General features: G+C 57.9%; 27 protein-coding genes and 1 tRNA gene. 17 read left to right on the plus strand and 11 right to left on the minus strand.

Features of this window, described 5'->3' with window-relative positions; all coding sequences use genetic code 11:
• The first annotated feature begins 59 nt into the window (after positions 1-59).
• The gene (locus BOA8489_RS12775; protein WP_093974413.1) at positions 60-1,187 is read left to right on the plus strand and encodes an anhydro-N-acetylmuramic acid kinase; all 1,128 of its coding nucleotides are present in this window, start codon (positions 60-62) and stop codon (positions 1,185-1,187) included.
• A gap of 110 nt (positions 1,188-1,297) precedes the next feature.
• Here the strand turns inward: BOA8489_RS12775 and BOA8489_RS12780 are convergent, their stop codons facing one another.
• From BOA8489_RS12780 to BOA8489_RS12790, 3 genes are all read right to left on the minus strand, one after another.
• Positions 1,298-1,717, minus strand: a complete 420-nt coding sequence (locus BOA8489_RS12780; RefSeq protein ID WP_093974414.1) for a cupin domain-containing protein — start codon at positions 1,715-1,717, stop codon at positions 1,298-1,300.
• 31 nt (positions 1,718-1,748) lie between these two features.
• Positions 1,749-3,023, minus strand: coding sequence for a phosphopyruvate hydratase (gene eno, locus BOA8489_RS12785; protein WP_093974415.1), 1,275 nt, complete (start codon positions 3,021-3,023; stop codon positions 1,749-1,751).
• A 100-nt stretch (positions 3,024-3,123) separates the two neighbouring features.
• Positions 3,124-3,999, minus strand: a complete 876-nt coding sequence (locus BOA8489_RS12790) for a DMT family transporter (RefSeq protein ID WP_093974416.1) — start codon at positions 3,997-3,999, stop codon at positions 3,124-3,126.
• A 106-nt stretch (positions 4,000-4,105) separates the two neighbouring features.
• Between BOA8489_RS12790 and mutL the strand changes: the two genes are divergently transcribed.
• From mutL to BOA8489_RS12805, 3 genes are all read left to right on the plus strand, one after another.
• Complete coding sequence (gene mutL, locus BOA8489_RS12795) at positions 4,106-5,926, plus strand: DNA mismatch repair endonuclease MutL (RefSeq protein WP_093974417.1); 1,821 nt, start codon at positions 4,106-4,108, stop codon at positions 5,924-5,926.
• Positions 5,923-7,092: a DNA recombination protein RmuC gene (locus tag BOA8489_RS12800; protein ID WP_093974418.1), complete on the plus strand. Its 1,170-nt coding sequence runs from the start codon at positions 5,923-5,925 to the stop codon at positions 7,090-7,092. The genes mutL and BOA8489_RS12800 overlap by 4 nt, the downstream gene beginning before the upstream one ends.
• A 117-nt stretch (positions 7,093-7,209) precedes the next feature.
• Positions 7,210-8,163, plus strand: coding sequence for a transferrin-binding protein-like solute binding protein (locus BOA8489_RS12805; protein WP_141138292.1), 954 nt, complete (start codon positions 7,210-7,212; stop codon positions 8,161-8,163).
• Between the two features lie 23 nt (positions 8,164-8,186).
• Here the strand turns inward: BOA8489_RS12805 and BOA8489_RS12810 are convergent, their stop codons facing one another.
• The 3 genes from BOA8489_RS12810 to BOA8489_RS12820 form a co-directional block, all read right to left on the minus strand.
• Positions 8,187-8,975, minus strand: coding sequence for a hypothetical protein (locus BOA8489_RS12810; RefSeq protein ID WP_141138293.1), 789 nt, complete (start codon positions 8,973-8,975; stop codon positions 8,187-8,189).
• 64 nt (positions 8,976-9,039) lie between these two features.
• Complete coding sequence (locus tag BOA8489_RS12815) at positions 9,040-10,251, minus strand: NADP-dependent isocitrate dehydrogenase (RefSeq protein ID WP_093974421.1); 1,212 nt, start codon at positions 10,249-10,251, stop codon at positions 9,040-9,042.
• A gap of 141 nt (positions 10,252-10,392) precedes the next feature.
• Positions 10,393-11,046 carry an alpha/beta hydrolase gene (locus BOA8489_RS12820; RefSeq protein ID WP_093974422.1) on the minus strand — a complete coding sequence of 218 codons (654 nt, stop codon included), beginning with the start codon at positions 11,044-11,046 and terminating at the stop codon, positions 10,393-10,395.
• A 164-nt stretch (positions 11,047-11,210) separates the two neighbouring features.
• Between BOA8489_RS12820 and iscR the strand changes: the two genes are divergently transcribed.
• The 11 genes from iscR to BOA8489_RS12875 all read left to right on the plus strand — a co-directional run bounded on the left by iscR (position 11,211) and on the right by BOA8489_RS12875 (position 20,014).
• A complete protein-coding gene (gene iscR / locus BOA8489_RS12825) occupies positions 11,211-11,672 on the plus strand; it encodes a Fe-S cluster assembly transcriptional regulator IscR (protein ID WP_093974423.1) in 462 nt (153 codons plus the stop codon).
• 93 nt (positions 11,673-11,765) lie between these two features.
• On the plus strand, positions 11,766-12,830 hold the full coding sequence (locus BOA8489_RS12830) for a cysteine desulfurase family protein (RefSeq protein ID WP_093974424.1): 1,065 nt from the start codon (positions 11,766-11,768) through the stop codon (positions 12,828-12,830).
• A gap of 15 nt (positions 12,831-12,845) precedes the next feature.
• Complete coding sequence (gene sufB, locus BOA8489_RS12835; RefSeq protein ID WP_093974425.1) at positions 12,846-14,369, plus strand: Fe-S cluster assembly protein SufB; 1,524 nt, start codon at positions 12,846-12,848, stop codon at positions 14,367-14,369.
• Between the two features lies 1 nt (position 14,370).
• Entirely contained in the window at positions 14,371-14,553 is a 183-nt protein-coding gene (locus BOA8489_RS12840; protein WP_093974426.1) for a hypothetical protein, read from the plus strand.
• A gap of 20 nt (positions 14,554-14,573) precedes the next feature.
• Entirely contained in the window at positions 14,574-14,885 is a 312-nt protein-coding gene (locus BOA8489_RS12845) for a heavy metal-binding domain-containing protein (RefSeq protein ID WP_093974458.1), read from the plus strand.
• Positions 14,886-15,034: 149 nt separating this feature from the next.
• Positions 15,035-15,568 carry a hypothetical protein gene (locus BOA8489_RS12850; RefSeq protein ID WP_093974427.1) on the plus strand — a complete coding sequence of 178 codons (534 nt, stop codon included), beginning with the start codon at positions 15,035-15,037 and terminating at the stop codon, positions 15,566-15,568.
• 88 nt (positions 15,569-15,656) lie between these two features.
• Positions 15,657-16,412: a Fe-S cluster assembly ATPase SufC gene (gene sufC / locus BOA8489_RS12855; RefSeq protein ID WP_093974428.1), complete on the plus strand. Its 756-nt coding sequence runs from the start codon at positions 15,657-15,659 to the stop codon at positions 16,410-16,412.
• A complete protein-coding gene (gene sufD, locus BOA8489_RS12860; RefSeq protein ID WP_093974429.1) occupies positions 16,412-17,701 on the plus strand; it encodes a Fe-S cluster assembly protein SufD in 1,290 nt (429 codons plus the stop codon). Before sufC ends, sufD begins: the two co-directional genes overlap by 1 nt.
• Before the next feature lie 13 nt (positions 17,702-17,714).
• On the plus strand, positions 17,715-18,215 hold the full coding sequence (locus BOA8489_RS12865; protein ID WP_093974430.1) for a hypothetical protein: 501 nt from the start codon (positions 17,715-17,717) through the stop codon (positions 18,213-18,215).
• 3 nt (positions 18,216-18,218) lie between these two features.
• Positions 18,219-18,794: a hypothetical protein gene (locus BOA8489_RS12870; protein ID WP_093974431.1), complete on the plus strand. Its 576-nt coding sequence runs from the start codon at positions 18,219-18,221 to the stop codon at positions 18,792-18,794.
• On the plus strand, positions 18,794-20,014 hold the full coding sequence (locus BOA8489_RS12875; protein ID WP_093974432.1) for a cysteine desulfurase: 1,221 nt from the start codon (positions 18,794-18,796) through the stop codon (positions 20,012-20,014). Before BOA8489_RS12870 ends, BOA8489_RS12875 begins: the two co-directional genes overlap by 1 nt.
• A 12-nt stretch (positions 20,015-20,026) precedes the next feature.
• On the opposite strand, the gene BOA8489_RS12880 is transcribed toward BOA8489_RS12875, so the two are convergent.
• Complete coding sequence (locus tag BOA8489_RS12880; RefSeq protein ID WP_093974433.1) at positions 20,027-20,929, minus strand: LysR family transcriptional regulator; 903 nt, start codon at positions 20,927-20,929, stop codon at positions 20,027-20,029.
• A 134-nt stretch (positions 20,930-21,063) separates the two neighbouring features.
• Between BOA8489_RS12880 and BOA8489_RS12885 the strand changes: the two genes are divergently transcribed.
• Complete coding sequence (locus BOA8489_RS12885) at positions 21,064-21,396, plus strand: hypothetical protein (RefSeq protein ID WP_093974434.1); 333 nt, start codon at positions 21,064-21,066, stop codon at positions 21,394-21,396.
• A 122-nt stretch (positions 21,397-21,518) separates the two neighbouring features.
• Positions 21,519-21,595, plus strand: a tRNA-Arg gene (locus BOA8489_RS12890).
• Positions 21,596-22,324: 729 nt separating this feature from the next.
• On the opposite strand, the gene BOA8489_RS12895 is transcribed toward BOA8489_RS12890, so the two are convergent.
• The 4 genes from BOA8489_RS12895 to BOA8489_RS12910 all read right to left on the minus strand — a co-directional run bounded on the left by BOA8489_RS12895 (position 22,325) and on the right by BOA8489_RS12910 (position 24,941).
• Positions 22,325-22,741 carry a YybH family protein gene (locus BOA8489_RS12895; RefSeq protein WP_176440297.1) on the minus strand — a complete coding sequence of 139 codons (417 nt, stop codon included), beginning with the start codon at positions 22,739-22,741 and terminating at the stop codon, positions 22,325-22,327.
• A gap of 277 nt (positions 22,742-23,018) precedes the next feature.
• Positions 23,019-23,594: a hypothetical protein gene (locus BOA8489_RS12900; protein WP_093974436.1), complete on the minus strand. Its 576-nt coding sequence runs from the start codon at positions 23,592-23,594 to the stop codon at positions 23,019-23,021.
• A gap of 222 nt (positions 23,595-23,816) precedes the next feature.
• A complete protein-coding gene (locus tag BOA8489_RS12905; protein WP_093974437.1) occupies positions 23,817-24,365 on the minus strand; it encodes a hypothetical protein in 549 nt (182 codons plus the stop codon).
• 177 nt (positions 24,366-24,542) lie between these two features.
• Entirely contained in the window at positions 24,543-24,941 is a 399-nt protein-coding gene (locus tag BOA8489_RS12910; RefSeq protein ID WP_093974438.1) for a c-type cytochrome, read from the minus strand.
• Positions 24,942-25,270: the final 329 nt, after the last annotated feature.

Genomic DNA, 25,270 nt, shown 5'->3' on the forward strand with positions numbered 1-25,270 from the left:
CGCCCGAGACATCCGGGCTTTCGCGCGGGTATAATGGCGCGAAGGCGCGAGGGGAAGGCATGTCGGACACCGGACCAGTTTGGGCGCTTGGCGCCATGTCGGGCACCTCGCTCGATGGCGTGGACGCCGCAATGATCCTGACCGACGGAACCACCGTGTTCGACTTCGCCGATACGGCCTATCGCGCCTACTCGTCAGCCGAGCGCGAAACCCTGCGCGCGGCCTTGGGCAAATGGGATGGACCCGAGGTTGCCGCGGCCGCCGAAGTGGTCGAAACCGCCCACGCCGAGCTACTGAGCGGCTTTTCGGGGGCCGAGCTCGTCGGCTTTCATGGCCAGACCACGGTGCATCGCCCGGATCACGCGCACACTCACCAGGCTGGCAACGGCGCCCTTCTGGCCGAAGTGCTCGACACGCCCGTTGTCTGGGATTTCCGCAGCAATGACATGGCTTTGGGCGGGCAGGGCGCACCGCTTGCGCCGTTCTATCACTTCGCTCTGGCGCGGCGCGCCAAGGCGAAAGGTCCGTGCGTCTTTCTCAATATCGGTGGTGTTGCGAACCTCACCTGGGTTGATCCGTCAGCGCGCGCACCTGAAAGTCCGGGCGCACTTCTGGCGTTTGACACCGGGCCTGGAAACGCGCGCATCGACGATCTGATGACCAGTCGTCTTGGCCAGCGCATGGACCGCGACGGGGCGCTGACTTTGGCGGGCAATGTCGACACGGGCATTCTTGAACATCTGCTGACTAAAGAGCGCTTCTTCCGCCGCATCCCGCCAAAATCGCTCGACCGTGACGATTTCAGCGACTGGGCGGCGGCAGTTGCCGATCTGCCGGATGCCGACGCCGTCGCCACGCTTGCCGCCGCCACGGCGGGCGCGATTGCCAAGGGGATTGCGCAATGTCCTAGCCCGCCCGAGCGCATCTGGGTCACCGGAGGTGGGCGCCACAACACCGGCCTGATGGAAATGCTGGCCGCCGTGGTCGACTGCCCCGTCGCGCCGGTCGAGGAAGCCGGATTTGATGGCGACATGCTCGAAGCACAGGCCTTCGCCTATCTGGCCGTGCGGGTCATGCGCGGGCTGCCCACCTCGGCGCCGGGAACCACGCGCGTTCCCGCCCCGGTCGGCGGTGGTCAGATCAGTCGTCCCTCCGGGATCGGCAAAATCGTTTCGGCAGGTGAGTGAATGTCATGGCGTTGCCTCGGTGTGCAAGGCACCGCACTGTGGCACCGACGTGATACCGACGTGATACCGACGTTGCACAGACGCTGAAAAAACGCGGGTCGGTCACGTGGTCAGCCTGGAATATCAAAGCCCGTTTCGGCCAGTTCAAACCCCTCGAACCGGAATCCCGGAGACACCGTGCAACCCACCAACGACCACTCCCCGGTGGTTTCGGCGGATTGCCAGTCGTCTTTGTCCACGATCCCTTGCGGCCGCTGCCCGGACGCCAGATCAGGGCCTAATATCAATGCGTTAGCTGGTCCCATCTCGGTCCTGGATGTGCGCAGGACCACCGGAGCGCCCGCATAAAAATGCCAGATCTCCACCGCATCCACCTTGTGCCAGTGGCTCTTTTGGCGATCGGTCAAAAGGAAATAAATACAGGTTCCGCTTGCCCGCGGAACCTCGTCCCCGACCCAGGTCTGCCGATAGTATCCGCCCTCAGGATGGGCCTGCAACGCCAGCGTCTCGATGATCTCATCCGCCGTCATCACCGCCCTCCCAAGGCCGCCATAACCAAGCTTAGCGCAGGATAGACTTGCCCGCGTAAATCGCTGTTTCGTCAAGCATTTCTTCGATGCGGATCAGCTGGTTGTACTTCGCCAACCGGTCCGAACGCGCCAGAGAGCCCGTCTTGATCTGACCGCAATTCGTGGCCACCGCAAGATCTGCAATCGTCGCGTCTTCTGTCTCGCCCGACCGATGCGACATCACTGCCGTCATACGCGCGCGATGCGCCATATCGACCGCCATCAAGGTTTCGGACAACGTGCCGATCTGGTTCACCTTAACCAACAGCGAATTCGCTGCCTTCTCTGCGATCCCACGCGCCAAACGCTCGGGATTCGTCACGAACAGGTCGTCGCCCACCAGTTGAACCTTGTCACCAAGTTCGGCCGTCAGGGCCGCCCAGCCGTCCCAGTCGTCCTCATCCATGCCATCTTCGATCGACAGGATGGGATAGTCCTTAACCAGCGCTGCAAGATAGGCCACATTCTCGTCCGACGACAGAGATTTTCCTTCGCCAGCAAGCTCATAGCGACCGTTCTTGCAGTACTCCGTGGCGGCACAATCCAGCGCCAGCATGATGTCGTCGCCCGGCGTGTAGCCCGCCTTTTCGACAGCGCGCAGAATGAAATCCAAAGCATCGCGCGTGGACGACAGGTTCGGCGCAAAGCCGCCCTCATCGCCGATACCCGTCGACAGTCCCGCTGACGAAAGCTCTTTTTTCAGCGTATGAAAAATCTCGGATCCCATCCGCACCGCATCGCGGATATTTTCCGCGGACACCGGCATGATCATGAATTCCTGAATGTCGATCGGGTTGTCGGCGTGTTCGCCACCGTTGATGATGTTCATCATCGGGACCGGCAGCACCCGCGCAGATGTCCCGCCCACATAGCGATAAAGCGGTTGTGCGGTGAAATCCGCCGCCGCTTTCGCTGCTGCCAGAGACACACCAAGGATCGCGTTGGCACCCAAACGCCCTTTGTTATCAGTGCTGTCGAGCTCGATCATGGCTGCGTCGATGGCTTGTTGCTCAGTCGCATCAAAGCCGATCAGGGCTTCGGCAATCTCGCCGTTGACGGCCGCAACCGCGTCCAGCACGCCTTTGCCCATATAACGCGATTTGTCTCCGTCGCGCTTCTCGACGGCCTCGTAAGCGCCGGTTGAAGCACCCGAAGGAACCGCCGCGCGGCCCATGGTTCCGTCTTCCAGATAGACGTCGACTTCGACCGTCGGGTTGCCGCGGCTGTCGAGAATTTCTCGGGCGTGGATGTCGATGATCGTGCTCATGGTGTCCCTCGGATCTGTGGTGGTTTGGCCGTTCTATAGCAGGCATTCCCGGGCAGGGGGAAGGGGCTTATGTGATCGCTAACATGGCCCTTCACAAAGCTTATCCTGCCTCGACTGCGCGTGCGAGGCGCCGCTCGCGCAGGAATGCGTATATCCCCGACCCGACAATCAGCCCGATTCCGATCAAGGTTAACATGTCGGGTCGTTCGCCCAGAAAAAGGACGGCAATCATCAATGCAAAAACCATTCGCGTATAGCGAAATGGCGCAATCGCCGAGACCTCGCCCACACGGAGCGCTCCGTTAATAAAGATGAAGGCAAAGACGACGAAAATAGAAATCCCGCCCACCCAACCGATATTACCGCTGTCGATCGGTTGCCATTCACCCGTCAGCGGCGTGATGGCCAGTCCGAGAATGGACAGGAAAATCAACGCCCATGCCGAGACAAAAGGCGTCGAAACGTCTTTGGGCAGCATCCGCGTTCCAAGGTCACGTGCAGTCAGTCCGAGAATACCGAGAAATGTCCAGAGAATGTTGGGGTCAAATGCTGCGGCGCCGGGCCGGATTATCAAAAGCACGCCGAAAAATCCGACTCCGACGGCGAACCACCGTCTGGGTCCGACCTTTTCGCCAAGGAAAAGCGCGGCTGCCATGGTGACGACCAGAGGCTGTGTTTGCAGCATGGCCGAGGCTGTTGTGAGTGGGATCAGCGTCAGGGCCATGACATACCCGAGCGAGCCGAAAACCTCGCCCATGGTGCGGATCATCACCGCCCTGTGGAAAAGCATCATCGAAAACAGCCGGTCGCCGTTTTTGAGCATGAAGGCGAAAAAAACAGCAAAGCTGAACGCGCAGGTCAGTGCGAAAAGTTGACCGGTTGGCACCGTGTCCGAGGCAATGTTGATGAAGGCGTCGCTGGTCGCGAAACATGCCATCGCAATTGTCATGAAAAGGATCGCGCGGGTGTTTGCCATATGGCCTCCAACGGGGTCAGACGCACCTGTCTAGCAGCCAAATACTGGCTTTGAAACGCATCTTTCTGCGTGGACGATTGGCGACGCTCCTGCTATCCCTAGTGGGATGAGTGCAGCCGACCCCAACATAAGCCCGCTGCGGGCGCAAATTCGTCAGCTTGACGATGCTGCGATCAATCGGATCGCTGCCGGTGAAGTCGTCGAACGTCCGGCTTCGGCGGTCAAGGAACTGGTCGAAAATTCCATTGATGCAGGCGCGCGGCGCATCGACATTACGGTCGCCGAGGGTGGCAAGCGTCTAATCCGCGTCGAGGACGACGGCTGCGGAATTTCCCGTTCGGATCTGCCGCTCGCTCTTTCGCGTCATGCTACATCCAAGATCGACGGCTCTGATCTGCTGAACATCCACACCTTTGGTTTTCGCGGCGAGGCATTGCCGTCTCTGGGGGCCGTCGGCCGCTTGCGGATCACGTCGCGGATCGCCGGTGAAGACGCTTTCGAAGTCGATGTCGCGGGCGGTCGGATGACTTCGGTACGTCCCGCCGCAGGTCGTCCCGGCACGGTCGTGGAACTGCGCGATTTATTTTACGCAACGCCCGCCCGGCTGAAGTTCATGCGCACCGAACGGGCCGAATTACAGGCTGTCAGTGACGTCATCAAACGTCTGGCAATGGCCGAGCCTTACCTGCGTATTTCGCTGACCGATGCGACCGAAACCCCCCGCATCTTGTTCAGTGTCGAGCCTCACTCGGGTCCGCCGCTCGAGGCGCTATCGCGCCGTTTACGCGCGGTCCTGGGGCGCGATTTTGCGGAAAACGCACTGGCCATCGACGCCGAACGCGAAGGCCTGCACATGACGGGTTTCGCCGCGTTGCCGACTTATTCGCGGGGATCTGCGGTTCAGCAGTTCATGTTCGTTAACGGGCGACCGGTGAAGGACAAGATGCTGATCGGCGCATTGCGCGGCGCTTACATGGACTTTCTCAGTCGCGACCGTCATCCAGCGGCGGTTCTGTTCATCGACTGTGATCCGCAACTTGTCGACGTGAACGTGCATCCGGCGAAATCCGAAGTCCGCTTCCGCGACCCCGCAGTCGCGCGTGGATTGATCGTTTCGGGGTTGCGCCACGCACTTGCAGGGGCGGGGCATCGTGCTTCGACAACCGTCGCAGGGGAAACCCTTGGCGCATTTCGAAAACCTCCTGAGACCCCTCGGGTCTATCAAATGGACCGGCGCCCTCTGGCCGGATTTTCAGCCCCTCCCCAGGCTGGATTTTCTTCAACAGATCAGACGTTTGAGACTCCTTCAGCGCGAAGCTCCGATTTGCCGGGCACCCCAGATCAAGAGCATCTTCCGTTGGGGGCTGCACGCGCGCAGGTGCATGCAAACTACATCATTGCGCAGACTGAAGATGGCATGGTCATTGTGGATCAGCACGCGGCGCATGAACGGCTGGTTTATGAGAAACTCAAGCGGCAGATGGGTGAAAACGGCGTCGCCAGCCAAGCGCTTCTTGTGCCTGAAATCGTCGAGCTTGGGCTGGATGCGCAGCGTCTTCTGGACGTGAGCGACGAATTGGCGGCGATGGGCCTTGGGATCGAACCGTTTGGTCCCGGCGCGATCGCGGTGCGCGAAACACCTGCAATATTAGGAAACGTTAACGCCGAAGCCCTTATAAGGGACATTCTCGACGAGCTTCAGGACATCGGAGACAGCACGACCCTCAAGTCGCGCCTCGATGCCATCCTGAGCCGCGTGGCATGTCACGGCTCGATCCGGTCAGGTCGCCAGATGCGCGGCGAAGAAATGAACGCGCTTCTGCGCGAAATGGAAGCAACGCCCCATTCGGGCCAGTGCAACCATGGTCGTCCTACCTATGTCGAACTGAAACTGACCGACATCGAACGACTTTTTGGCCGCCGATGATCCGGATTGGCGACACCGAATACGCGTTCAGCGACCCCACCGTCTGGTTTGCAATTGCGGGAGTGTTTTTGATTGTATTGGTTCTTGTCCTGCTTGTCGTGACCCTGCGCCGAACCGGTCAATCAGCAGCGATGATGTCGCCTCTGGCGCAGAATATCGATGCGCTTGGCCAGCGCGTCCAAAGCCTTTCGGATGGTCAGCATCAGCTTTCAGGGGGGCTTACGCACGTCAGCGAAGCGCAGGCGGCAAGTCAGGCCAATATGCTGAAGCTGATGGAACAGCGCCTGGCCGAAGTCAGCACCAAGATGACCGAAAATCTGCAGGGCTCGGCGACGCGAACCGCACGTTCATTGGGGGAATTGCAGGAACGGCTGCAAACCATCGACAAAGCGCAGGCGAACATCGAAAAACTGTCCGGAGATGTGCTCAGTTTGCAGGATATTCTGTCGAACAAGCAGACTCGGGGCGCCTTTGGTGAAATTCAATTAAATGACATTGTTTCCAAAGCATTACCTTCGGATAGCTATACTTTGCAGGCGACGCTTTCGAACGGAAAGCGCGCTGATTGTCTGATCCATCTGCCCAACCCTCCGGGGCCGATCGTGATCGATTCCAAGTTCCCTCTCGAGGCGTATGAAAACCTTAGAAACGCCAAGACCGAACGCGATCTGAGCGATGCAGCAAAGGCTATGCGCACGGCAGTTCGCGCCCATATCAAGGCGATTTCCGAGCGTTATATCATCGACAACGAAACCGCCGACGGGGCCTTGATGTTCCTGCCATCCGAGGCTGTCTACGCCGAGCTTCACGCCAATTTCCCGGAAGTTGTGCGAGATGGTTTCAATGCGCGTGTCTGGATCGTTTCTCCGACGACCTGCATGGCGACATTGAACACGATGCGGGCGATCCTGAAGGACGCACGGATGCGCGAACAGGCGGGCGCGATCCGCAAGGCATTGCGCTTGCTGCACCGCGACGTCGAGCTTGTCGTTGCCCGTGTTCAGAAGCTTGATTCGCATTTTAATCAGGCGCGCGCCGATCTCGACGGGATCAGCACGGCGGCAGAACGGGCGGGCAAGCGCGCTTCCAAACTGGATAACTTCGATTTCGAAGAACTGGCGCCCGAAGTGACCGCCGACGTGGTCCGACTGGCGCGAGACGAATAGTCCGGGCGCCGGGTTTGCGGGACCCCATGGCAAGGGGATTGCCACATTTCCCCCCAATTTTCCTGTTAGCACTGGTTAACCACGAAAGTCGTGGCTTAATGTTCGATGAGGGCTGCATTGAAAAATGCGTTTTACATCAGTGGTTTGGCTTGTGCCGCATTGGCAGGGTGCAGCGCGAGTTATCCCTCGCGCTCAAGTGATGCGGCCTATCTGATCGGTGCGAACGGTCTTGAGTTCGCCAGCGAAGCGCAAAGCCTTGAAGATATCGAAGGCCAGGTTTTCAGTGTCACCGTCGCGCGGTTTGTGCGTGACCGTGAAACCGATGAAAGTGTCATTATCGTCAGTAACGAAACCGTCAACCTGGCATCCGGCTTCACGGTGCGCGCTGCCGACGACATCACGCTCACCCTTGATGGAGAGGAGTTAACCTTCGTCAATGGCCGCGCGACGATGGCCAGCGGACAGACCATCTGGGCCTATCTGAATTATGCGCTCGATCACTCGGCAACGGGCGCATTTTACAGCTACCAAAAGTACGTCCCCTTATTCGAAGGCGGAGCGATCGACACCGAGGGCTATTTCGCCATCGGATTTCAAACTGACCCGGATGAGCTGGTCGAATTTACTGGTGACCTGAAATATCGCGGGGAATATCATGGGTTTGGACAGCTCATCGACGCAGACGGCGGGCTGTTGATCGAAGAATTGAAGACCAACGGACTCATCTCGATCACCGTGGATTTCGACCATTCAAGCGTATCAGGTGTCTTGAATGGGGTCTTTGACCCGGAAGGTGACGCGCAGACCTACAACATGTTCTTCGTTGATGCGCCGATCAACGGAAACAGCTTTGCCGCCGCCCCCGATATGGACTGTCAGCCCGGCGCAACCTGCACCTCCGCCACAAGTCTTGGCGGCAGTTTTTATGGGCCCGGCGGGGTCGAGATCAGCGGCGTGATCGGCTTTGATGAAACGACAGAAATCGAGGAAACCTTGACGCGATTTGTCGGGGCCGCCGGATTCTCGACGACACGAAACCCGCCTCCGCCTGAAGAGCCGGGCGTCGACTAACGAAGCTCAACGTTAATCTCGGGTCAGTCGCTATCCGGCTTTTGCCAGCCAGCCCGTATGACCTCCCACCGCAATGACAGGCTGTCTTTTCGCTCGGCCAGTTGTCGGACAGTCAGACGACGCCTGCGCACGACCATGCGTGCAACCCGGAAATTGATCCGTCGTTTGCGTTCCAGATAGGCGTCGGGAAGACGGCGCTCGATGAATCGCCAGAGCCATCCAAGCTGAAAGAAGGCCACCGCCTTAAACGCCATCTTGCGCAGCGTGACCCATGTCATCTGTGCCGCTGAACTGAACGCGGCAACCAGCCAAAAGGGTAGTTTGACTGAAAACAGAATCAGCCAAAGCCCAAGTGACGATACCGAAAGCCCCAGAGCGGCAAAAACGGCGATCAAGGTGGCGACGATTTTCTCGTACCATTCCAGAGCGTTATACCAATCAAGCAGCGCGTCGTATTGCTGTCGGATCGCTACGCGATAACGCGAGATGAACGCGTCGATCCTGCGCAACAGCGCGTTGCCAACCAACAGTGGCAAAGCCGTCGTCATCGTCCATTTCTTCAAAAGCTCGATGCGGAAAAACGTCGATGTTTCGGTCTTGAGCCACGTCAGAATGGACGGCAATTCGACGGCCACCAGTTTCTTTGCGACGACCTTGAGCTGGATCAGGATCAGGCCAAGCGCCACAAGGACGTCGTTGCCGAAATACATCGTAAGACCGATCGACACCGACCCCACCACCATCAAGATCAGAAGCGCGCGCAAAAACATGTCGCGAGTCTGACCTGCGTTAACAAAGGTTACCAGCGCCAAGCGCGGCACCGTCAAAAGCCATCATAACCTGTGGGAGCAGCGCGACACACCTGCCGCCCGGTCTTTAGCTCAGGGCTTTTTGCAAGTTCTCGTCGATTTTCTCAAGGAACCCCGTGGTCGTCAGCCAGCGCTGATCTGGCCCCACGAGCAGCGCCAGATCCTTGGTCATGAACCCGGATTCGACGGTGTCCACGATGACCTTTTCCAGCGTTTCGGCAAAGTCCATCAACTGCGCATTGTCATCGAGTTTCGCGCGGTGCTTGAGGCCGCCCGTCCAGGCAAAGATCGACGCAATCGAGTTCGTCGACGTCGCTTCGCCCTTCTGATGCTGGCGGTAGTGGCGCGTCACGGTGCCATGCGCGGCTTCGGACTCGACGATCTTGCCATCCGGCGTCATCAGGATCGACGTCATCAATCCAAGGCTGCCGAACCCTTGCGCAACCGTGTCTGATTGAACGTCGCCATCGTAGTTCTTGCAGGCCCAAACAAAGCCGCCCGACCATTTCATTGCCGAGGCAACCATGTCGTCGATCAACCGGTGTTCGTAATAAATGCCGGCCTCTTTGAACTGGTCCGCGAATTCCTCGTCGAAGACCTTTTGAAAGAGGATCATAAACTGACCATCATATTGTTTCAAAATGGTATTCTTGGTCGAAAGATACACCGGCCACCCCAGAGACAGACCATAATTGAACGTCGCTCGAGCGAAGTCGATAATCGACTGATCGAGGTTATACATCCCCATGTAAACACCCGACGAAGGGGCCTTGAAGACCTCGTGCTCGATCACTTCGCCGTCTTCTCCGACGAATTTCATCGACAGCGTTCCGGGGCCGGGAAACTTCATGTCGGTTGCGCGATACTGGTCGCCGTAGGCGTGGCGGCCAATCACGATCGGACGGGTCCAACCCGGAACAAGGCGGGGGACGTTCTTGCAGATGATCGGCGCGCGGAACACCACGCCGCCAAGAATGTTGCGGATCGTGCCGTTGGGGCTGCGCCACATCTTCTTCAGGCCGAACTCCTCGACCCGGCCTTCGTCTGCGGTGATCGTCGCGCATTTCACGCCGACGCCGACTTCCTTGATCTTCTCGGCGGCGTCGATTGTGATCTGGTCTTCGGTGCGGTCGCGTTCTTCGATGCTGAGGTCATAGTACAGCAGTTCGATATCCAGATAGGGCAGGATCAGTTTTTGCTTGATGAAATCCCAGATGATCCGGGTCATTTCATCGCCATCAAGCTCGACAACCGGGTTTTCGACTTTGATCTTGGACATGCGTGAACGCTCCCTTGGAGACATGGGTGACTGTTTCGGAAGCGATAGCGCAATCGCACAGGCTTTGAAAGTCTGTATGCCATCGCATACCGAATCTGCGGCGGTGCACCGCAGGGTCTGTCACGCCCGAAGTCGGTCGTGTTAGCGGCTGGTTTCTGTCAGACGGCGGGTCACGTAGTCGGTAGTGTTGCCGATCATCGTTTCCATGTGCGGATCTTCAAAGAAATGCCCGGCGCCCTCGATCTCCTGATGGGTGATCGTGATGCCCTTTTGCTCGTGCAGCTTTTCGACAAGCGTATGAGTGTCGCGCGGCGGGGCGACACGGTCGGCGGTGCCGTTGATGACCAGACCCGAAGCCGGGCAGGGTGCAAGGAACGAAAAGTCATACATATTCGCCGGCGGCGAGACCGAGATGAACCCGGTGATCTCGGGGCGGCGCATCAAAAGCTGCATACCGATCCAGGCCCCGAACGAGAAGCCCGCAACCCAGCAATGCTTGGCGTTCTGGTTCATCGACTGAAGATAGTCGAGAGCCGAGGCTGCATCGCTCAGTTCGCCAACGCCCTGATCGTATTCGCCTTGGCTGCGCCCCACGCCACGGAAGTTGAACCGCAACACGGTGAAACCCATGTTCAGGAACGCATAATGCAGGTTGTAGACGACGCGATTGTTCATCGTGCCACCAAACTGCGGATGCGGGTGCAGGATGATCGCAATCGGCGCGTCTTTGATTTTCTGAGGGTGATAGCGACCCTCGAGACGACCTTCCGGTCCAGGAAAAATAACTTCGGGCATAGGTCCCCATTTGTTTTTGTGGCCCCGCGGGCGCCCGCCAATTCTTGACGAAATTGGTCAGGGTCTTTAGAAGCATTCTAAATCGGAGGGCCATGCCCCCGGCTGATCACGGCTGACGTAAGCATTAAGGCCGGAAAGGTCAATGAGTTAAGGAATTAGGCGAGATGAAGCTGAGCACCAAGGGCCGCTATGCGATGGTGGCTTTGACAGATTTGGCGATGGTTCCAGAGGGCCGGCTTTTGTCGCTGGCCGAGATTTCCAAGCGGCAGGATATTTCGCTGCCCTATCTTGAGCAGTTATTCGTCAAGCTGCGCCGGGCGGGCCTTGTCGAAAGTGTGCGCGGGCCGGGCGGCGGGTATCGGCTTGCCAAGCCGGCCGCACTGATACGTGTCAGTGATATACTCGGGGCCGTCGATGAAACGGTTTCAGCCTTGCACAAAGGCGCGGGCGCGTCGGGAGCGGTGTCGGGTAGTCGGGCTCAGTCATTGACGAATCGATTGTGGGAAGGGCTTTCGGCGCAGGTCTATGTGTTTTTGCACCAGACGCGGCTAAGCGACATCGTCGCCAATGAGCTTGCGCCGTGTCCTGCGGTTCCGGCTTTGTTCGAACTGGTGGACGAGACGTGAGAAGCGCTTTTCATTTGCGCCGCCTGACGGCGTCGCGGTGGGGGCTCTGCCCCGCGCGCTGTGCGCGCTCCCCGGGATATTTCGGGGCCGATAATGGGTGAGCGGGTTTATCTGGACTGGAACGCCACGGCGCCTTTACGCCCAGTGGCGCGGGCGGCGATGATCGATGCAATGGACCGGGTTGGTAATCCGTCGTCTGTTCATGCAGAGGGTAGGGTGGCGCGCGGTCTGGTAGAGCGGGCGCGGGCCTCGGTTGCTGAACTGGTTGGATGCAAGCCTTCGGAAGTGGTCTTTACCAGCGGGGCGACTGAAGCGGCCTCGGTCCTGCGCAGCGCCACGGCGCATGCAGCGGTTTGCGTCCAGGAAACGGCGCATGATTGTCTGTGGGCGCATCTGGACTTGGGCCGAGCCGTTGAAAGGCCTGCGACGCTGGCTATGGGGTTGGCGAATTCCGAGACGGGTGTCGTGACGGATCCGGGCGCAGGTCCCGGCTGGACATATGGAGACATCACGTGCGACAGCCTGTTGCTGGACGTCGTCCAGGCCGCTGGGCGCATCCCGTGGAGTTTCGCCTGGTCCGGTGCGACTTTGGCGATCCTTTCGGCTCACAAGATCGGCGGTCCCAAAGGGGTCGGTGCCCTCATTGTGCGCGAAGGCACTGATATTGCGGCACTTCAGCTTGGTGGTGGGCAGGAATTAGGGCGGCGCTCGGGGACGGAAAACGTCGCCGGGATTGCGGGTTTCGGGGCGGCTGCGACGGCGGCTTTGGAAGAATTGAACCAAGGTGCGTGGTTGAACGTAGAAAAACTTAGAAACATTCTAGAAAAGACACTGGCATCCGAGGCAAAAGAGACTATTTTTGTCGGGAATGACCTTGACCGGTTGCCGAACACCTCGTGTTTCGTCACGCCGGGTTGGAAAGGCGAAACGCAGGTGATGCAGATGGACCTTGCCGGGTTCGCGGTTTCAAGCGGGTCGGCGTGTTCCTCGGGGAAGGTCAAAGTCCCGCGGGTCTTGCGGGCGATGGGATTAGACGACGGTCAGGCGGAATGCGCGTTGCGTGTGTCGCTGGGGCCGGAGACGACAGAAGAGAATGTGCTGCGCTTTTGCGAAGCGTGGCTGAAACAGGAACGCAAAATCCGCGATCGCGCGGCTTAATCAAGGGAGCCAGCCATGGCAGCGTTGGACAACACCGATGTAAAAGACGGGGTCGATCAGGAAACGGTCGATGCGGTGCGCTCGCTCTCCGGCAAGTACAAATACGGTTGGGAAACCGAGATCGAAATGGACTATGCCCCGAAAGGTTTGTCCGAAGACATCGTGCGTCTGATTTCCGAGAAAAACGGCGAGCCAGAGTGGATGCTGGAATGGCGTCTGCAGGCGTATGAGCGTTGGCTTAAAATGGACGAGCCTGACTGGGCGATGATCAATTATCCGAAGATTGATTACCAGGAACAGTATTACTATGCCAAACCCAAAAGCATGGCCGAAAAGCCGAAGTCGCTGGACGATGTCGACCCCAAGCTCTTGGAAACATATGCGAAACTTGGCATTCCGCTCAAAGAGCAGATGATCCTTGCAGGGGTCGAAGGGGCCGAAGATGCACCCGCCGAGGGCCGCAAAGTGGCCGTGGATGCGGTGTTTGACAGCGTTTCCGTCGGCACGACATTTCAGGCCGAACTGAAAAAGGCGGGCGTGATTTTCTGCTCGATTTCCGAGGCCATCCAGGAACACCCCGAACTGGTCAAGAAATATCTCGGTTCGGTCGTGCCTCAGTCGGACAACTTCTTTGCGACGCTGAACTCGGCTGTCTTCACCGATGGTTCGTTCGTCTATGTGCCGCCGGGTGTGCGTTGCCCGATGGAATTGTCGACTTACTTCCGGATCAACGCCGAAAATACCGGCCAGTTCGAACGTACGCTGATCATCTGCGACAACGACGCATATGTGTCCTACCTCGAAGGCTGCACCGCGCCCCAGCGGGATACACATCAGTTGCATGCGGCAGTGGTTGAACTGGTCGCGATGGACGACGCCGAGATCAAATACTCGACCGTTCAGAACTGGTATCCGGGCGACGAAAATGGCAAGGGCGGCATTTATAATTTCGTGACCAAGCGCGCCGATTGCCGGGGCGACCGTTCGAAAGTGATGTGGACGCAGGTCGAAACAGGCTCGGCCGTTACATGGAAATACCCGTCCTGCATCCTGCGCGGCGATGATAGCCAGGGCGAGTTCTATTCCATCGCCATTACCAACAACATGCAGCAGGCCGACACCGGCACGAAGATGATCCACCTTGGCAAGAACACGAAAAGCCGGATCGTCTCGAAGGGCATTAGTGCAGGCAAGGCACAGAACACCTATCGTGGCCTTGTTTCTATGCACCCGCGCGCCAAGAATTCGCGCAACTATACTCAATGTGACTCGCTGCTGATCGGCTCGGAATGTGGCGCGCACACGGTTCCCTACATCGAGGTTAAGAATAACTCGTCGCGCGTCGAACACGAGGCCACCACGTCCAAGGTCGATGATGACCAACTGTTCTATTGCCGCCAGCGCGGCATGGACGAAGAGGAGGCCGTGGCCCTGGTCGTGAATGGCTTTTGCAAAGAGGTGCTTCAGGCGCTGCCCATGGAATTTGCAATGGAAGCGCAACAGCTTGTGGCCATTTCGCTTGAGGGAAGCGTCGGCTGACATGGTCCGCCCGATCCTCCTCTCGGCCGTTCTGACGGGCCTTTTTTGCTCGGGGTTTGCCGTGATCATCGATCTGGCGACCGACATGCTGGAACGCCAGAAGCTTATCTTGGTGAGCTTTGCGTCAGGCTTTTTGGGCAGTCTGTTCGCGCAGACTGTTCTCAGCCGCTGGAGAAAGAAATGACCCCCTGGGGAGAGACAAAGATGATTGTGACCACCACACCAAGCATAAATGGCCACGAGATCAAGGATTATCGCGGCGTTGTCGTCGGAGAGGCGATCCTTGGTGCGAATGTCTTTCGTGATCTTTTTGCACAGATTACCGATATCGTCGGCGGCCGCTCGGGAGCTTACGAGCAAGAGCTTGGAAAAGCGCGTGATATCGCGCTGCGCGAGCTTGAAGAACGCGCCGCTGAAAAGGGCGCAAATGCTGTTGTCGGCGTCGATCTCGACTATGAGGTGATCAACAACATGCTGATGGTCTCGGCCAGCGGCACGGCGGTGGTGATCGACTGAAATGGCGCGCCTTGGCCATCATAAACCTGCAAAATGCAGACCAATCGCGGGGATTTTGCCGAAAAGCGACGATTTCTCCTTACCGTTGCCCTTCTTTGGTCACGAAGCGTTGGTTTTGTCCTCCTCAGATACTCAAGGGGATGCATCGCATGGCAACTGCGCGCGCAACACATCAGTCGTTCGAAGATCGGCTCAACCGGATCAACAAGGGTGCGCCGAACACCATGGGCGAGGTCCATATCGGTCCGCGCGACGAGGAAAAGGCGCGCTCGGGCAAGGCGACCAATACTGTTCGGCTGAAGGCCAAGAAGAAAAAGGTCAAGATCGGCGAGGGCTCGAATTTGGTTCTGGTGCCTGTCGCTATGGTGATCGGCGCGATGTGCGCCTTTGCGGGGCAGGCGGCATCGTTCCACTTCTTTCAGGACGGCGGGTTGATGCCCGTCACGCTGCCGGAAGCAGTCGCAGTGGTCGAACCCTATCTGATCTATGCGCACCTGGTGATCGGCGGCATTCTGGCACTGATCTTCACCTGGACCTTCGGTTTCAACGGTTTGTTCCGAAAACTGGCGGTTGTGGCCGGTTTCGGCGCGATGTTGTTCGGACACGTCCAGATGGTCGAGCAGTTTCCGGCGATCCATGCCAACTTTTTCTCCGAAGCCTATGTAGCGGCGGCGATAGGCTAACCAGCCTAAACTTCACTCATTCCAATTCACCCACACAAGGGACCCGCCGCGCAGGCGGGGCCCTTTTTTCTGTTTTGCGAGGCGAAAAATGCTGAAGATCAACAACCTGCACGTCAAACTTGAAGAAGAGGACAAGCAGATCCTTAAAGGCGTAGACCTTGAAGTGCCGGCCGGTAAGGTCCACGCAATCATGGGTCCGAACGGGTCTGGCAAGTCCACGCTCAGCTACGTTCTGTCCGGCAAGGACGGCTACGAAGTTACCGAAGGATCGGCGACGCTTGAAGGCGAAGAACTGCTTGATCTCGACCCTGAAGAGCGCGCGGCCGCAGGTCTCTTCCTGGCGTTCCAATACCCCGTGGAAATCCCCGGTGTCGGCAACATGACGTTTCTGCGCACCGCGATGAACTCGCAGCGCAAGGCACGAGGAGAAGATGAACTCAGCGCCGCCGACTTCCTCAAGTTGATCCGCGAGAAGGCCAAATCGCTCGAAATCGATGCCGACATGCTGAAACGCCCGGTCAACGTGGGCTTTTCGGGCGGTGAGAAAAAGCGCAATGAAATCCTGCAGATGGCCATGCTCGAGCCGAAAATGTGCATCCTCGACGAAACCGACTCCGGTCTTGACGTCGACGCGATGAAACTGGTGGCCGAGGGCGTGAATGCGCTGCGCGCCGAAGGTCGGTCGTTCCTTGTCATTACGCATTACCAGCGCCTGCTCGACCACATCAAACCCGATGTCGTGCACATCATGGCTGACGGACGCATCGTCAAATCCGGTGGCCCGGAACTGGCGCTTGAGGTTGAAAACAACGGGTACCATGACATTCTGGCGGAGGTGGCGTAATGGCTTTGCCACAAGCGAAACTGGATGCAACCCAAGCGCGGATTGCGCAACTTGAGATGCCTGAAGGCGCTGCGTGGTCGAATGCGGCGCGTCAGGACGCCGCGTCGCGCCTGCGCGCCATGGGCCTGCCGGGACCACGCGACGAATACTGGCGCTTCACCCGCCCTGACGCTCTGAATGCGCCCGAGGCGCCCTCGGCGGCAGTTTTGGATGCAGAAGTGCCACCTTTGTTCGACGACATCGACCGTTTGCGCATCGTGTTCCGCGATGGTGAATTCGACGCCATGGCGTCCGACGATCTTAGCCTCGAAAACCTCGAGATCGAACGTCTGTCCGACGCCACTTCCAAGGATATCCATTGGGCGAAAGACCTTTACGGTGTGCTTGAAACCCGTGGCCAGACGCCCGTCGCGCGTCCGTTTGCCGCGATGAACACCGCATTTGCAACAGATGGCGTCGTTCTGCGCGCCACCGGCAAGGTCTCCAAGCCGGTTTCGCTGGTCTACCTTCACGAGAATACCGAAAGCGACGCAATCCTGCATTTCGTGATCCGCGTCGAAGAGGGCGCTGACCTGACTGTTCTGGAGAGCGGCCCTGCGGCCGCCCGATTCAACAAGTGCATGGAAGTAGAGATCGCGGATCGCGCAGCCTTTCATCATGTGCGTGCGCAGGGCCGCGATCACGAGCGTCTGGCCGTCACGCATCTGTTCGCGCGGCTTGGGGAAGAAAGCACATTCAAGTCCCTCACGCTGACCGTCAACGGCCGTTTGACACGGAACGAAGCCGTGGTCGAAGTCACCGGCGACAACGCCATCGCCCACATCGCGGGTGCGGCGGTTGGGGACGGTGATTTTCATCACGATGACACCGTCTTCATCACCCATGACGCGATCAACTGCGAAAGCCGTCAGGTGTTCAAGAAGGTGCTGCGCAACGGCGCAGTCGGGGCGTTTCAGGGCAAAATTCTGGTGAAAGCAGGAGCGCAAAAGACCGACGGCTATCAGATCAGTCAGGCGTTGCTTCTGGACGAAGACGCGCAGTTTCTCGCCAAGCCCGAGCTTGAAATCTACGCCGATGATGTGGCCTGTTCGCACGGCTCGACTAGTGGCGCGATCGACGAAGAGGCGCTGTTCTACCTGCGCTCGCGCGGTGTGCCAAGCGCCGAAGCGCAAGACCTACTGACACTTGCCTTCCTTGCCGAAGCGATCGAGGAAATCGAAGACGAAACCATCGCCGACGATATTCTCAGCCGCCTCGAAGGCTGGCTTCAGCGCCATCGAAGCGCATAAGGGAGACCGCCGCGTGAGCATCGCGCTTGATATCCTGCGCACCTATCGTGCCCCGCGCGAAGTGCTGCGCCGTCGTATCGGGTCGCGCGAACGCGAGGACCGCGCGCTTGCGATTCTCATGGGCGCGTGCTTCCTGATCTTTGTTGCCCAGTGGCCGCGTCTTTCGCGCGAAGCCTTCATGGACGACACGGTCGCGATCGACGGGTTGATGGCTGGCGCGCTGTTCGGTTGGGTCATCATCGCTCCGCTGTTCTTTTACACGCTCGCGCTTCTGGTCCACTGGGGACTTGTCGCGTTCCGGCGCGCTTCGACCGGCTATATGTCGCGCGTCGCACTGTTCTGGGCTTTGCTTGCCGCCGCCCCCATGTGGCTTTTATCGGGACTGCTGACAGGCTTCATCGGCGAAACTCCGGCGACATCCATGGTCGGGGTGCTTGCCCTTGGATCGTTTCTGGTATTTTGGGGATCCGGAGTTGTTGAAATCGCCAAGCGGCCCGTTGCCGCGCAGGAATAAGTGATGCTGAACACGTTCTTTCCTATCGCCGCGCAGGCCGTGCGCGAACCGCGCGAAGCGGCAAGCACGCTGATGTCGATGGGCGTGCCCACGGCAGCGCTTTGGCCCGCGTTCGGCGCATTGGTCTGCCTGTCCGTCATCCTGTCGTTCCTCAGCGGAGGCCTTGAGCCCGCCGCCGGTCAGGCGTCCGTCGGACCACTGGTTCTTGCGGTGACGTCCGCCGTTGCCGGAGCGGCATCGGTGTTTCTGGTGTGGAAAGTCGGCGCGGCCATGGACGGGACCGGACGTTTCGAAGAAGCCCTTCTCCTCACCGTGTTCCTGCAAGGACTTATCTTCGCGGGGCAACTGGTCGAGTTCGTGCTTTACCTCGTCGTGCCGGCGCTTTCGGGTGTCTTTTCCATCGCGATCATCCTTCTGACGTTCTGGATCAACCTTAATTTCATAGCCGCGCTGCATGGCTTTTCGTCGCTGTGGCGATCCTTTGGCGTATTGCTTTTCGCGTCACTGGGCGTGGCGCTTATCCTGATCTTCCTGATGTCGCTGCTGGGCGTCCAGTTCATGGCCGGAGGCATAGCTTAATGTATGACATCGAAACTGTCCGTGCCGATTTTCCGATCCTGTCGCGGCAGGTGAACGGCAAGCCGCTGGTCTACCTCGACAACGGTGCCTCGGCGCAAAAACCGAAAGTCGTGATCGACGCGGTCACCAAGGCCTATGCCGAGGAATACTCCAACGTTCACCGGGGTTTGCACTATCTGTCCAACCTCGCGACCGAGAAATACGAAAGCGTGCGGGGTACCGTGCAACGGTTCCTCAACGCGGCGTCCGAAAACGAAATCATCATGAATTCGGGTACGACCGAAGGTATTAATCTGGTCGCCTACAGCTGGGCCATGCCCCGCATGGAAGCGGGCGACGAGATCATCCTGTCGGTCATGGAACACCACGCCAACATCGTGCCATGGCACTTTCTGCGCGAACGCCAGGGCGTGAAACTGGTCTGGGTCGACGTCGATGAAACCGGCGCGCTTGATCCGCAAAAAGTGCTCGACGCGATCACACCCAAGACCAAACTCATCGCCGTGACGCATCTGTCGAACGTCCTTGGCACCCGTGTCGACGTAAAAGCCATCACCAAAGGCGCCCATGCCAAAGGCGTCCCCGTGATGGTCGACGGCAGTCAGGCGGCCGTCCATATGCCCGTCGATGTGCAGGACATCGGCTGCGATTTCTACGCGATCACCGGCCACAAACTCTACGGCCCGTCCGGGTCCGGCGCGATATACATCCGTGCCGACCGACAGGCCGAAATGCGCCCCTTCATGGGCGGTGGCGACATGATCCGCGAAGTCCACAAGGACAGCGTGATCTGGAACGATCCGCCAATGAAGTTCGAAGCCGGCACGCCCGGCATCGTCCAGCAGATCGGCCTCGGCGTGGCGCTGGATTACATGATGGACCTCGGGATGGAGAACATCGCCGTCCACGAGGAAACCCTGCGCGACTACACCCGCACCAGACTGGACGGTCTGAACTGGCTGAACGTCCAAGGCACGACGCAGGACAAGGCAGCGATCTTTTCCTTCACCATGACCGGCGCGGCCCATGCCCACGACATTTCCACCGTGCTCGACAAAAAAGGGGTGGCGGTCAGGGCAGGGCAGCACTGCGTCGGCCCGCTAATGGATCATCTCGGCCTCAGCGCCACCTGCCGAGCCAGCTTCGGCCTCTACAACACCGAGGCCGAAGTCGACACGCTGATCGAAGCCCTCGAACTTTGTCACGAGTTGTTCGACTAGCGGTTAGCGGTCTCAACGCCGCGCAGTCGTCAGCGTCTTCAAAATTCTGTCGGGAGGCGTAAGAAGCCTTGCGCCAAGCGCCTCTTCTATCCGCTCTGCAATCGCCGCCAAGACGATCTGCACCCGCCGGGTTTCGGCGGTGTCCGCATTGATATGCAGATGCATGATCCGGTCCGTCGCCAGACCCGGCCCCTCGACGCGCTGAAGCGCCGGGTCGATATCTCCGATGCAAACCGGCAGCATCGTCTGGCCCACGCCCGCGCGTGCGGCATTTCGCAGGATATGCGCGTCGGTGGCCGTCAACCGGACCCGCGCATGTGGCCCGAGGCGCTTGCGGACCAGTCGCGAAAACGACGGTCCATGCGCATCGTCATCGCGAAACAAAACCCAGTCAAAAGGATCACACTCCGCGTTTAGCGCTCGGTAAGCCGCGTATGGCACGCGACAGAACGGAATGGATACTTCCGACGCATGTGGTGCCGCGTCGTACCAGAACGACATCGTTGCCTCGCCATGCAACGGGGCAGGCGGCAGGCGCCCCGACAAGACCATCTCAAGCTTTGGATGTTGCGCGCATAATCCCGGCATCACATCCGTTGCCAGACGCTCAAGCACCCAATTGTTCCCCATCAAGCGCACAACGCCCACGGCGCCCGCTTGCGAGGCGGCGATATCTTCGCCCATCCGGTCGATTTCAGCTTCGACTTTCAGGGCGCGTTCCACAACCAGCTGGCCTTGTTCTGTTGGAAGAAAACCGCTCTTGGCGCGCACGAAAAGGGCTACTCCAAGCTGGTCCTCCAGCGCATTCAGTCGCCGTCCCGCGGTCGTCTGATCCATACCCAAAAGCTGCGCCGCGCGCGTCAGCGAGCCGCCCCGCGACACCGCAAGCGCCACTTTCAAATGACTCCAGTCCATCACAAATCCTGCAAATACGCATGATTATCATGCAATAATTCTGCTTAATGTCCACCCGTGCCGGGTTTAGAACGGGCGTAAGGCCGGGCCCATCGGGGAATTGGCGTGCCTCAACCAAAACAAGGACAGATGTGATGAGATTTCTTAAGCTTGCGGGATATATCGCAATTGCAGGCATTGTGGCAGCCTGCGCCAGTCAGCCCGAACCAATGATCACTCCGGAACCGACTTTTGACAAATTTGGCTCGGGGTCATGCGAAGAAGGTTACGTCTACGTGCCCGGAACCGCGCCTCAGCCGCCGGAATGCATTCCTGAAGATGACTGCGATCCCATCACGCTGGCCGATGGATCGGTAGAATGGGATTGCCCGCCACCACCACCGGATCGAGACCGAGATGACGGGTCTTCGTCCGGTCGCACCCCCGCAACCGGAAGCCCGGGCACCGGAACCGCGGGACGCACCTGAGGCCTCATCCCAGCCTCAAATCCCCCTTGCGGCGGCGCGCCATCGCAAGGGGCCGCCAGCATTTGGCCTGTACCAAATCCTTTATTGCAAGAATGAAGTCACCTGAGTATACGCCCAGTCAGGCACCCGTAGCTCAGCTGGATAGAGCGCTGCCCTCCGAAGGCAGAGGCCACAGGTTCGAATCCTGTCGGGTGCGCCAAAATATCTCATTAACATATTGAAATATATTATTTATCATTTTGAGTTGGCGCATTATCCCCCCCCTATTCGTTCCCCCAGGCGACACTCAATGTAGGCTGGTTCCGGGGCTCTCACACTGAGTCGCGTGACATCTCCATGATAGCTTTCCTCAGTTCTATCCACTCTCTTGTCCGCAACCCATGTTTGTAGGCAGGATTCGCCTCACCAGAGCCATGCCCACCTCGTGCGCCATGCATTCTGCAAACAGACCAACCTCGAACCGCAGGGCTATTGCAGGGAAGTCCCGAGCGCTTTGAATGTGCGGTACATCTCGGAGCGTCATGAGCGCTTTGCATGGGGTTAACGTCACTTTTCGCCATGACCTCCCCCCTCATGGCTGACTGAGCCAACAATCGCCTGACCACCTTCATTCACTGTCACGCGCTCAACCCGTACGGTTTGCTGGGCCTTCGCACGGTACTTTTTCAGCCCGTCCACCTGCGCAAGGAACGTGCGGCGTCATGCAATGAGACACACAGAATGTCGCAAGAGGTTAGCTTTGTCGCTTCAGCGTATGCGTTCGCATAAGGTCAGTTTCAGGCTGATAACAGACATTGCCAAGGAATGATCCAAAGGTAACTTTGTCCCGCATAGCGGTCATTCGCTGTGATGCGCATCAACGCCCGCTATGCGGACTTAGCAGTCATTGGCGCTCCCTCGCGGACAGGCAATTCGCGAGGGTTGGGAACTACTCAGAGTTAAAGTTGAAGGCATCGCGGTAGATGCGCCAAGAGCCATCATCTTGCCGACGGAAGATCGTCAAGAATTTCCCTTCAAGCGCATTGTTCACGGTGAAATTCCCACGTGAGAACGCCCAGTCGCCAGTGACAATGACTTCCTCCGATTTGATCTCCATAGAGGCAGGAGGATTGGCGAAGCGCTCAGGCGTCCCGGGAGCAAAGGTAGCGAAATCCACGGCCGGGGCGCCCGGCGGCAATCGGATACCCTCGTTATCCCATAGGCCAAGCCATGTTTCTGCATCGCCGGCGACGCGTGCCTCGGTATACGTTGACCAGATATCGAGGATTGCTTGCTCGTCAGATGCGGAGTCGGCGAATGACTGCGCGGGTAAAGTGAGCGCCGCGCCCACAGTGAATGCGGCCAATGTAGCTTTTGAGAATGTAATCACGAGTCCTCTCCCAATGAATCATGCAACGCTGAGAGGATTCCTGATTCCTCAAATACCTGCATTGATATTGGTCAGGTCAATCGGCGAATGGCGCCCCTTACGCAAAATCCCAGATGCTATTTGATCGGTCTTCTTTGAAGGTAAAAGGCCGTCTGCTCGGGGCTCAAAAACAGCTATTCGCAGTTGCAGGAATGCACGACTGTCTTGTGGTACAAAGAAGTCAGCAAACAGCTCGATCTGGGCGTCGATGCCGTCAATTTGGTTTGCCGGTCGTTAGGACGATTACGTCGAGGCTGTGTCGTCCGGTACCACGTTCGTCGTTCAGAACCGACAACTCAATTTGGTGTGTCCCAGCTGAAACGGTACCAAGCGGCAAATCAAACCGACCCCATACATCCTCCGCAGATGGAGGGGCCATCATGTCAGTTGTAACGATAACTGGCGGGGCTTCGTCAAAGCGAACCACAGACGTCTCAATCCCAAATCGCGCTACCGAGAATACTACGCCTTCTTGGTCCTCGGCCAGGTTGAAATTGATCTTCACGCGCTGCACAGTCGAGCTGTCATAATAGTCAGCCGCATGCTTGGCGCTCAGTCGTGTGGGGAAACGTGCGGCATCGTAGTCTATGCCAACCGTGCACTCGAATTCTTCAACACCCCTCCAGCCTCCAGGATTGAACTCAATCCTGAACTTGTCGTCTTTTCCAATTTGGAAAATCACGCCTTCCTCGTTAGGCACAAGCGGTGGGGCATCCTGTGCAACAGCTTGGTTTAGGCTCGTGCCTATGCCCGCAATGATCACTAACCGGACGAATGAAGTTAGTACCATTCCTTTGTGCCTCCCTCATCTTTCAATCCTGAGAGAAGTAATCATCCGAAGCTCCATCTGTCTTTGACAAGTATCAAGCCTCGACCCAATGGGGATTCGGTGGCCACAGACCACGACGGTCAGAAACACCCTTTGCTCTACTCGCTCCGATGACCGCTGTGCGGACAAGCCCGCCATTCTAAACGATTGACGTGATCGTTGCCTTCGCGTCCGAAAAGTCATTTATGAACACTGCGAATTACCCCTTTGACGGCCTGTCCCTAGATACCAAAATGCAGAAGCGAAAACGAAGTAAGGAGAATAAGGTACCATATCGACGCTTATCTCTGATGTTTTTCCATCGCGGTCTTGAACGTTGTAGATAACTGCCGGTCCGGCTGACGAACTGCCGAACGGGTCAACGCGAATGGTAAGAACAGAATGCTCTTCAAAAGAATTTGGCAATTCCATGAGGGCCAATGGATAGCCGACCATCGACGCTCGCACGCGCATCTCAAGAAGGGACAGCGCAAAAGGGGCATAGCCGGCAACAGGTGTGAAAAGAAGAGCCATGAGTATTGCCGCTTTGAATGGGAGCCTACGGAAGCGACCGGTTGAGACAAGAAATCTGGCAAATTGATAGATTAGCCAGATTAACACGATGACCACGGGCAGCATGAATAATATAAACCAATAGGCTGCGACACTGAGCGCCGAGACAAGCAAAGCGGCCAGCACCAGCGTGAGTACTATTACTGTCGGCGAGTCACGGTAGAGTTTTTTGTCGGTCATCGAACACGAAGTACTTCAAAGAAGTTGCGGCAACACTGACTTGCGTCACGCGACTCTGTGATGTGCACAGACGGGTTCGCGGCGATTGTCACCAAGATACACTCTGAGGACACACTGGCCTTAGAAGGGCAGAATTTCGCGAGTTTCAGTGGAGCACGTTTAAACTCAGCGGCCGCGTCATTCCTGAATGCTTTGAAGATAGTCCACAAGGACTGCAATTCGTCCGCGCGTAATAATTTCAGAGCTGTAGGGACCGAGGTTTTCTACTTCAGATTTATAACGGTCACCCCAGATTGGCATCGGGCCTCCGTGGGCGCGCATACCTGTTCGACCATCCACAATTTCGAACGCTTTAAGAAAAGGGAACACACCCTCGTTGGCTGCGGCAAGGCCGGTTAATCCAGGAACCTCGACATTCATCATTGAGGCAAAGGGGCCGTTTCCCTTGCCAGACTCTCCATGGCAAACTGCGCAGGCAATCATGAATTCTTCTTTGCCTGCATGGTCTTCCGCCGAAGCGACTGAAATCGTGCCTAGGACTACCGCCGAGGCAGCCAAAATGATCCTTCCAAGCATGATGACCTCCCTTGTTTCTTCATCACATTCTTAGGAAGGCATGCATCAGAGACTTTCGCCATGATTTTTGTCAATTAGAAAGAATGCTGCGAATGCGAAACGACAGCCGAGCGTTTCAATGCATGTGTTGCATCGACCCGTTGAGGCCCCCGCTCAAAGCCGCCATTCGCCGCGCGCTTCATCAATGACTACAATGCAGGACTAAGTCGCCGCTCGTTGCGAAGCGGCACCAGCACGCGGTCTGAGATGGTGCGAGGCGCACAAATCAGAAATGAGTCGACGGGGATGACCTTGCCATGAGCAAGAAATTTGACCGTGTGATACGCCAT

It is taken from the genome of Boseongicola aestuarii, from assembly GCF_900184815.1.
GTDB lineage: Bacteria > Pseudomonadota > Alphaproteobacteria > Rhodobacterales > Rhodobacteraceae > Boseongicola > Boseongicola aestuarii.

Excerpts from the sequence above, each read along its gene's own strand:
- BOA8489_RS12830 (WP_093974424.1), top strand. The coding sequence starts at position 11,766 with ATGGGTGAGCGGGTTTATCTGGACTGGAACGCCACGGCGCCTTTACGC.
- iscR (WP_093974423.1), top strand. The coding sequence starts at position 11,211 with ATGAAGCTGAGCACCAAGGGCCGCTATGCGATGGTGGCTTTGACAGAT.
- BOA8489_RS12885 (WP_093974434.1), top strand. The coding sequence starts at position 21,064 with ATGAGATTTCTTAAGCTTGCGGGATATATCGCAATTGCAGGCATTGTG.
- BOA8489_RS12850 (WP_093974427.1), top strand. The coding sequence starts at position 15,035 with ATGGCAACTGCGCGCGCAACACATCAGTCGTTCGAAGATCGGCTCAAC.
- BOA8489_RS12815 (WP_093974421.1), bottom strand. The coding sequence starts at position 10,251 with ATGTCCAAGATCAAAGTCGAAAACCCGGTTGTCGAGCTTGATGGCGAT.
- BOA8489_RS12845 (WP_093974458.1), top strand. The coding sequence starts at position 14,574 with ATGATTGTGACCACCACACCAAGCATAAATGGCCACGAGATCAAGGAT.
- BOA8489_RS12880 (WP_093974433.1), bottom strand. The coding sequence starts at position 20,929 with ATGGACTGGAGTCATTTGAAAGTGGCGCTTGCGGTGTCGCGGGGCGGC.
- BOA8489_RS12820 (WP_093974422.1), bottom strand. The coding sequence starts at position 11,046 with ATGCCCGAAGTTATTTTTCCTGGACCGGAAGGTCGTCTCGAGGGTCGC.
- BOA8489_RS12775 (WP_093974413.1), top strand. The coding sequence starts at position 60 with ATGTCGGACACCGGACCAGTTTGGGCGCTTGGCGCCATGTCGGGCACC.
- BOA8489_RS12870 (WP_093974431.1), top strand. The coding sequence starts at position 18,219 with ATGCTGAACACGTTCTTTCCTATCGCCGCGCAGGCCGTGCGCGAACCG.
- mutL (WP_093974417.1), top strand. The coding sequence starts at position 4,106 with ATGAGTGCAGCCGACCCCAACATAAGCCCGCTGCGGGCGCAAATTCGT.
- BOA8489_RS12875 (WP_093974432.1), top strand. The coding sequence starts at position 18,794 with ATGTATGACATCGAAACTGTCCGTGCCGATTTTCCGATCCTGTCGCGG.
- BOA8489_RS12900 (WP_093974436.1), bottom strand. The coding sequence starts at position 23,594 with ATGGTACTAACTTCATTCGTCCGGTTAGTGATCATTGCGGGCATAGGC.
- BOA8489_RS12800 (WP_093974418.1), top strand. The coding sequence starts at position 5,923 with ATGATCCGGATTGGCGACACCGAATACGCGTTCAGCGACCCCACCGTC.
- BOA8489_RS12905 (WP_093974437.1), bottom strand. The coding sequence starts at position 24,365 with ATGACCGACAAAAAACTCTACCGTGACTCGCCGACAGTAATAGTACTC.
- sufB (WP_093974425.1), top strand. The coding sequence starts at position 12,846 with ATGGCAGCGTTGGACAACACCGATGTAAAAGACGGGGTCGATCAGGAA.
- sufD (WP_093974429.1), top strand. The coding sequence starts at position 16,412 with ATGGCTTTGCCACAAGCGAAACTGGATGCAACCCAAGCGCGGATTGCG.
- BOA8489_RS12790 (WP_093974416.1), bottom strand. The coding sequence starts at position 3,999 with ATGGCAAACACCCGCGCGATCCTTTTCATGACAATTGCGATGGCATGT.
- BOA8489_RS12910 (WP_093974438.1), bottom strand. The coding sequence starts at position 24,941 with ATGCTTGGAAGGATCATTTTGGCTGCCTCGGCGGTAGTCCTAGGCACG.
- sufC (WP_093974428.1), top strand. The coding sequence starts at position 15,657 with ATGCTGAAGATCAACAACCTGCACGTCAAACTTGAAGAAGAGGACAAG.
- BOA8489_RS12780 (WP_093974414.1), bottom strand. The coding sequence starts at position 1,717 with ATGACGGCGGATGAGATCATCGAGACGCTGGCGTTGCAGGCCCATCCT.
- BOA8489_RS12840 (WP_093974426.1), top strand. The coding sequence starts at position 14,371 with ATGGTCCGCCCGATCCTCCTCTCGGCCGTTCTGACGGGCCTTTTTTGC.
- eno (WP_093974415.1), bottom strand. The coding sequence starts at position 3,023 with ATGAGCACGATCATCGACATCCACGCCCGAGAAATTCTCGACAGCCGC.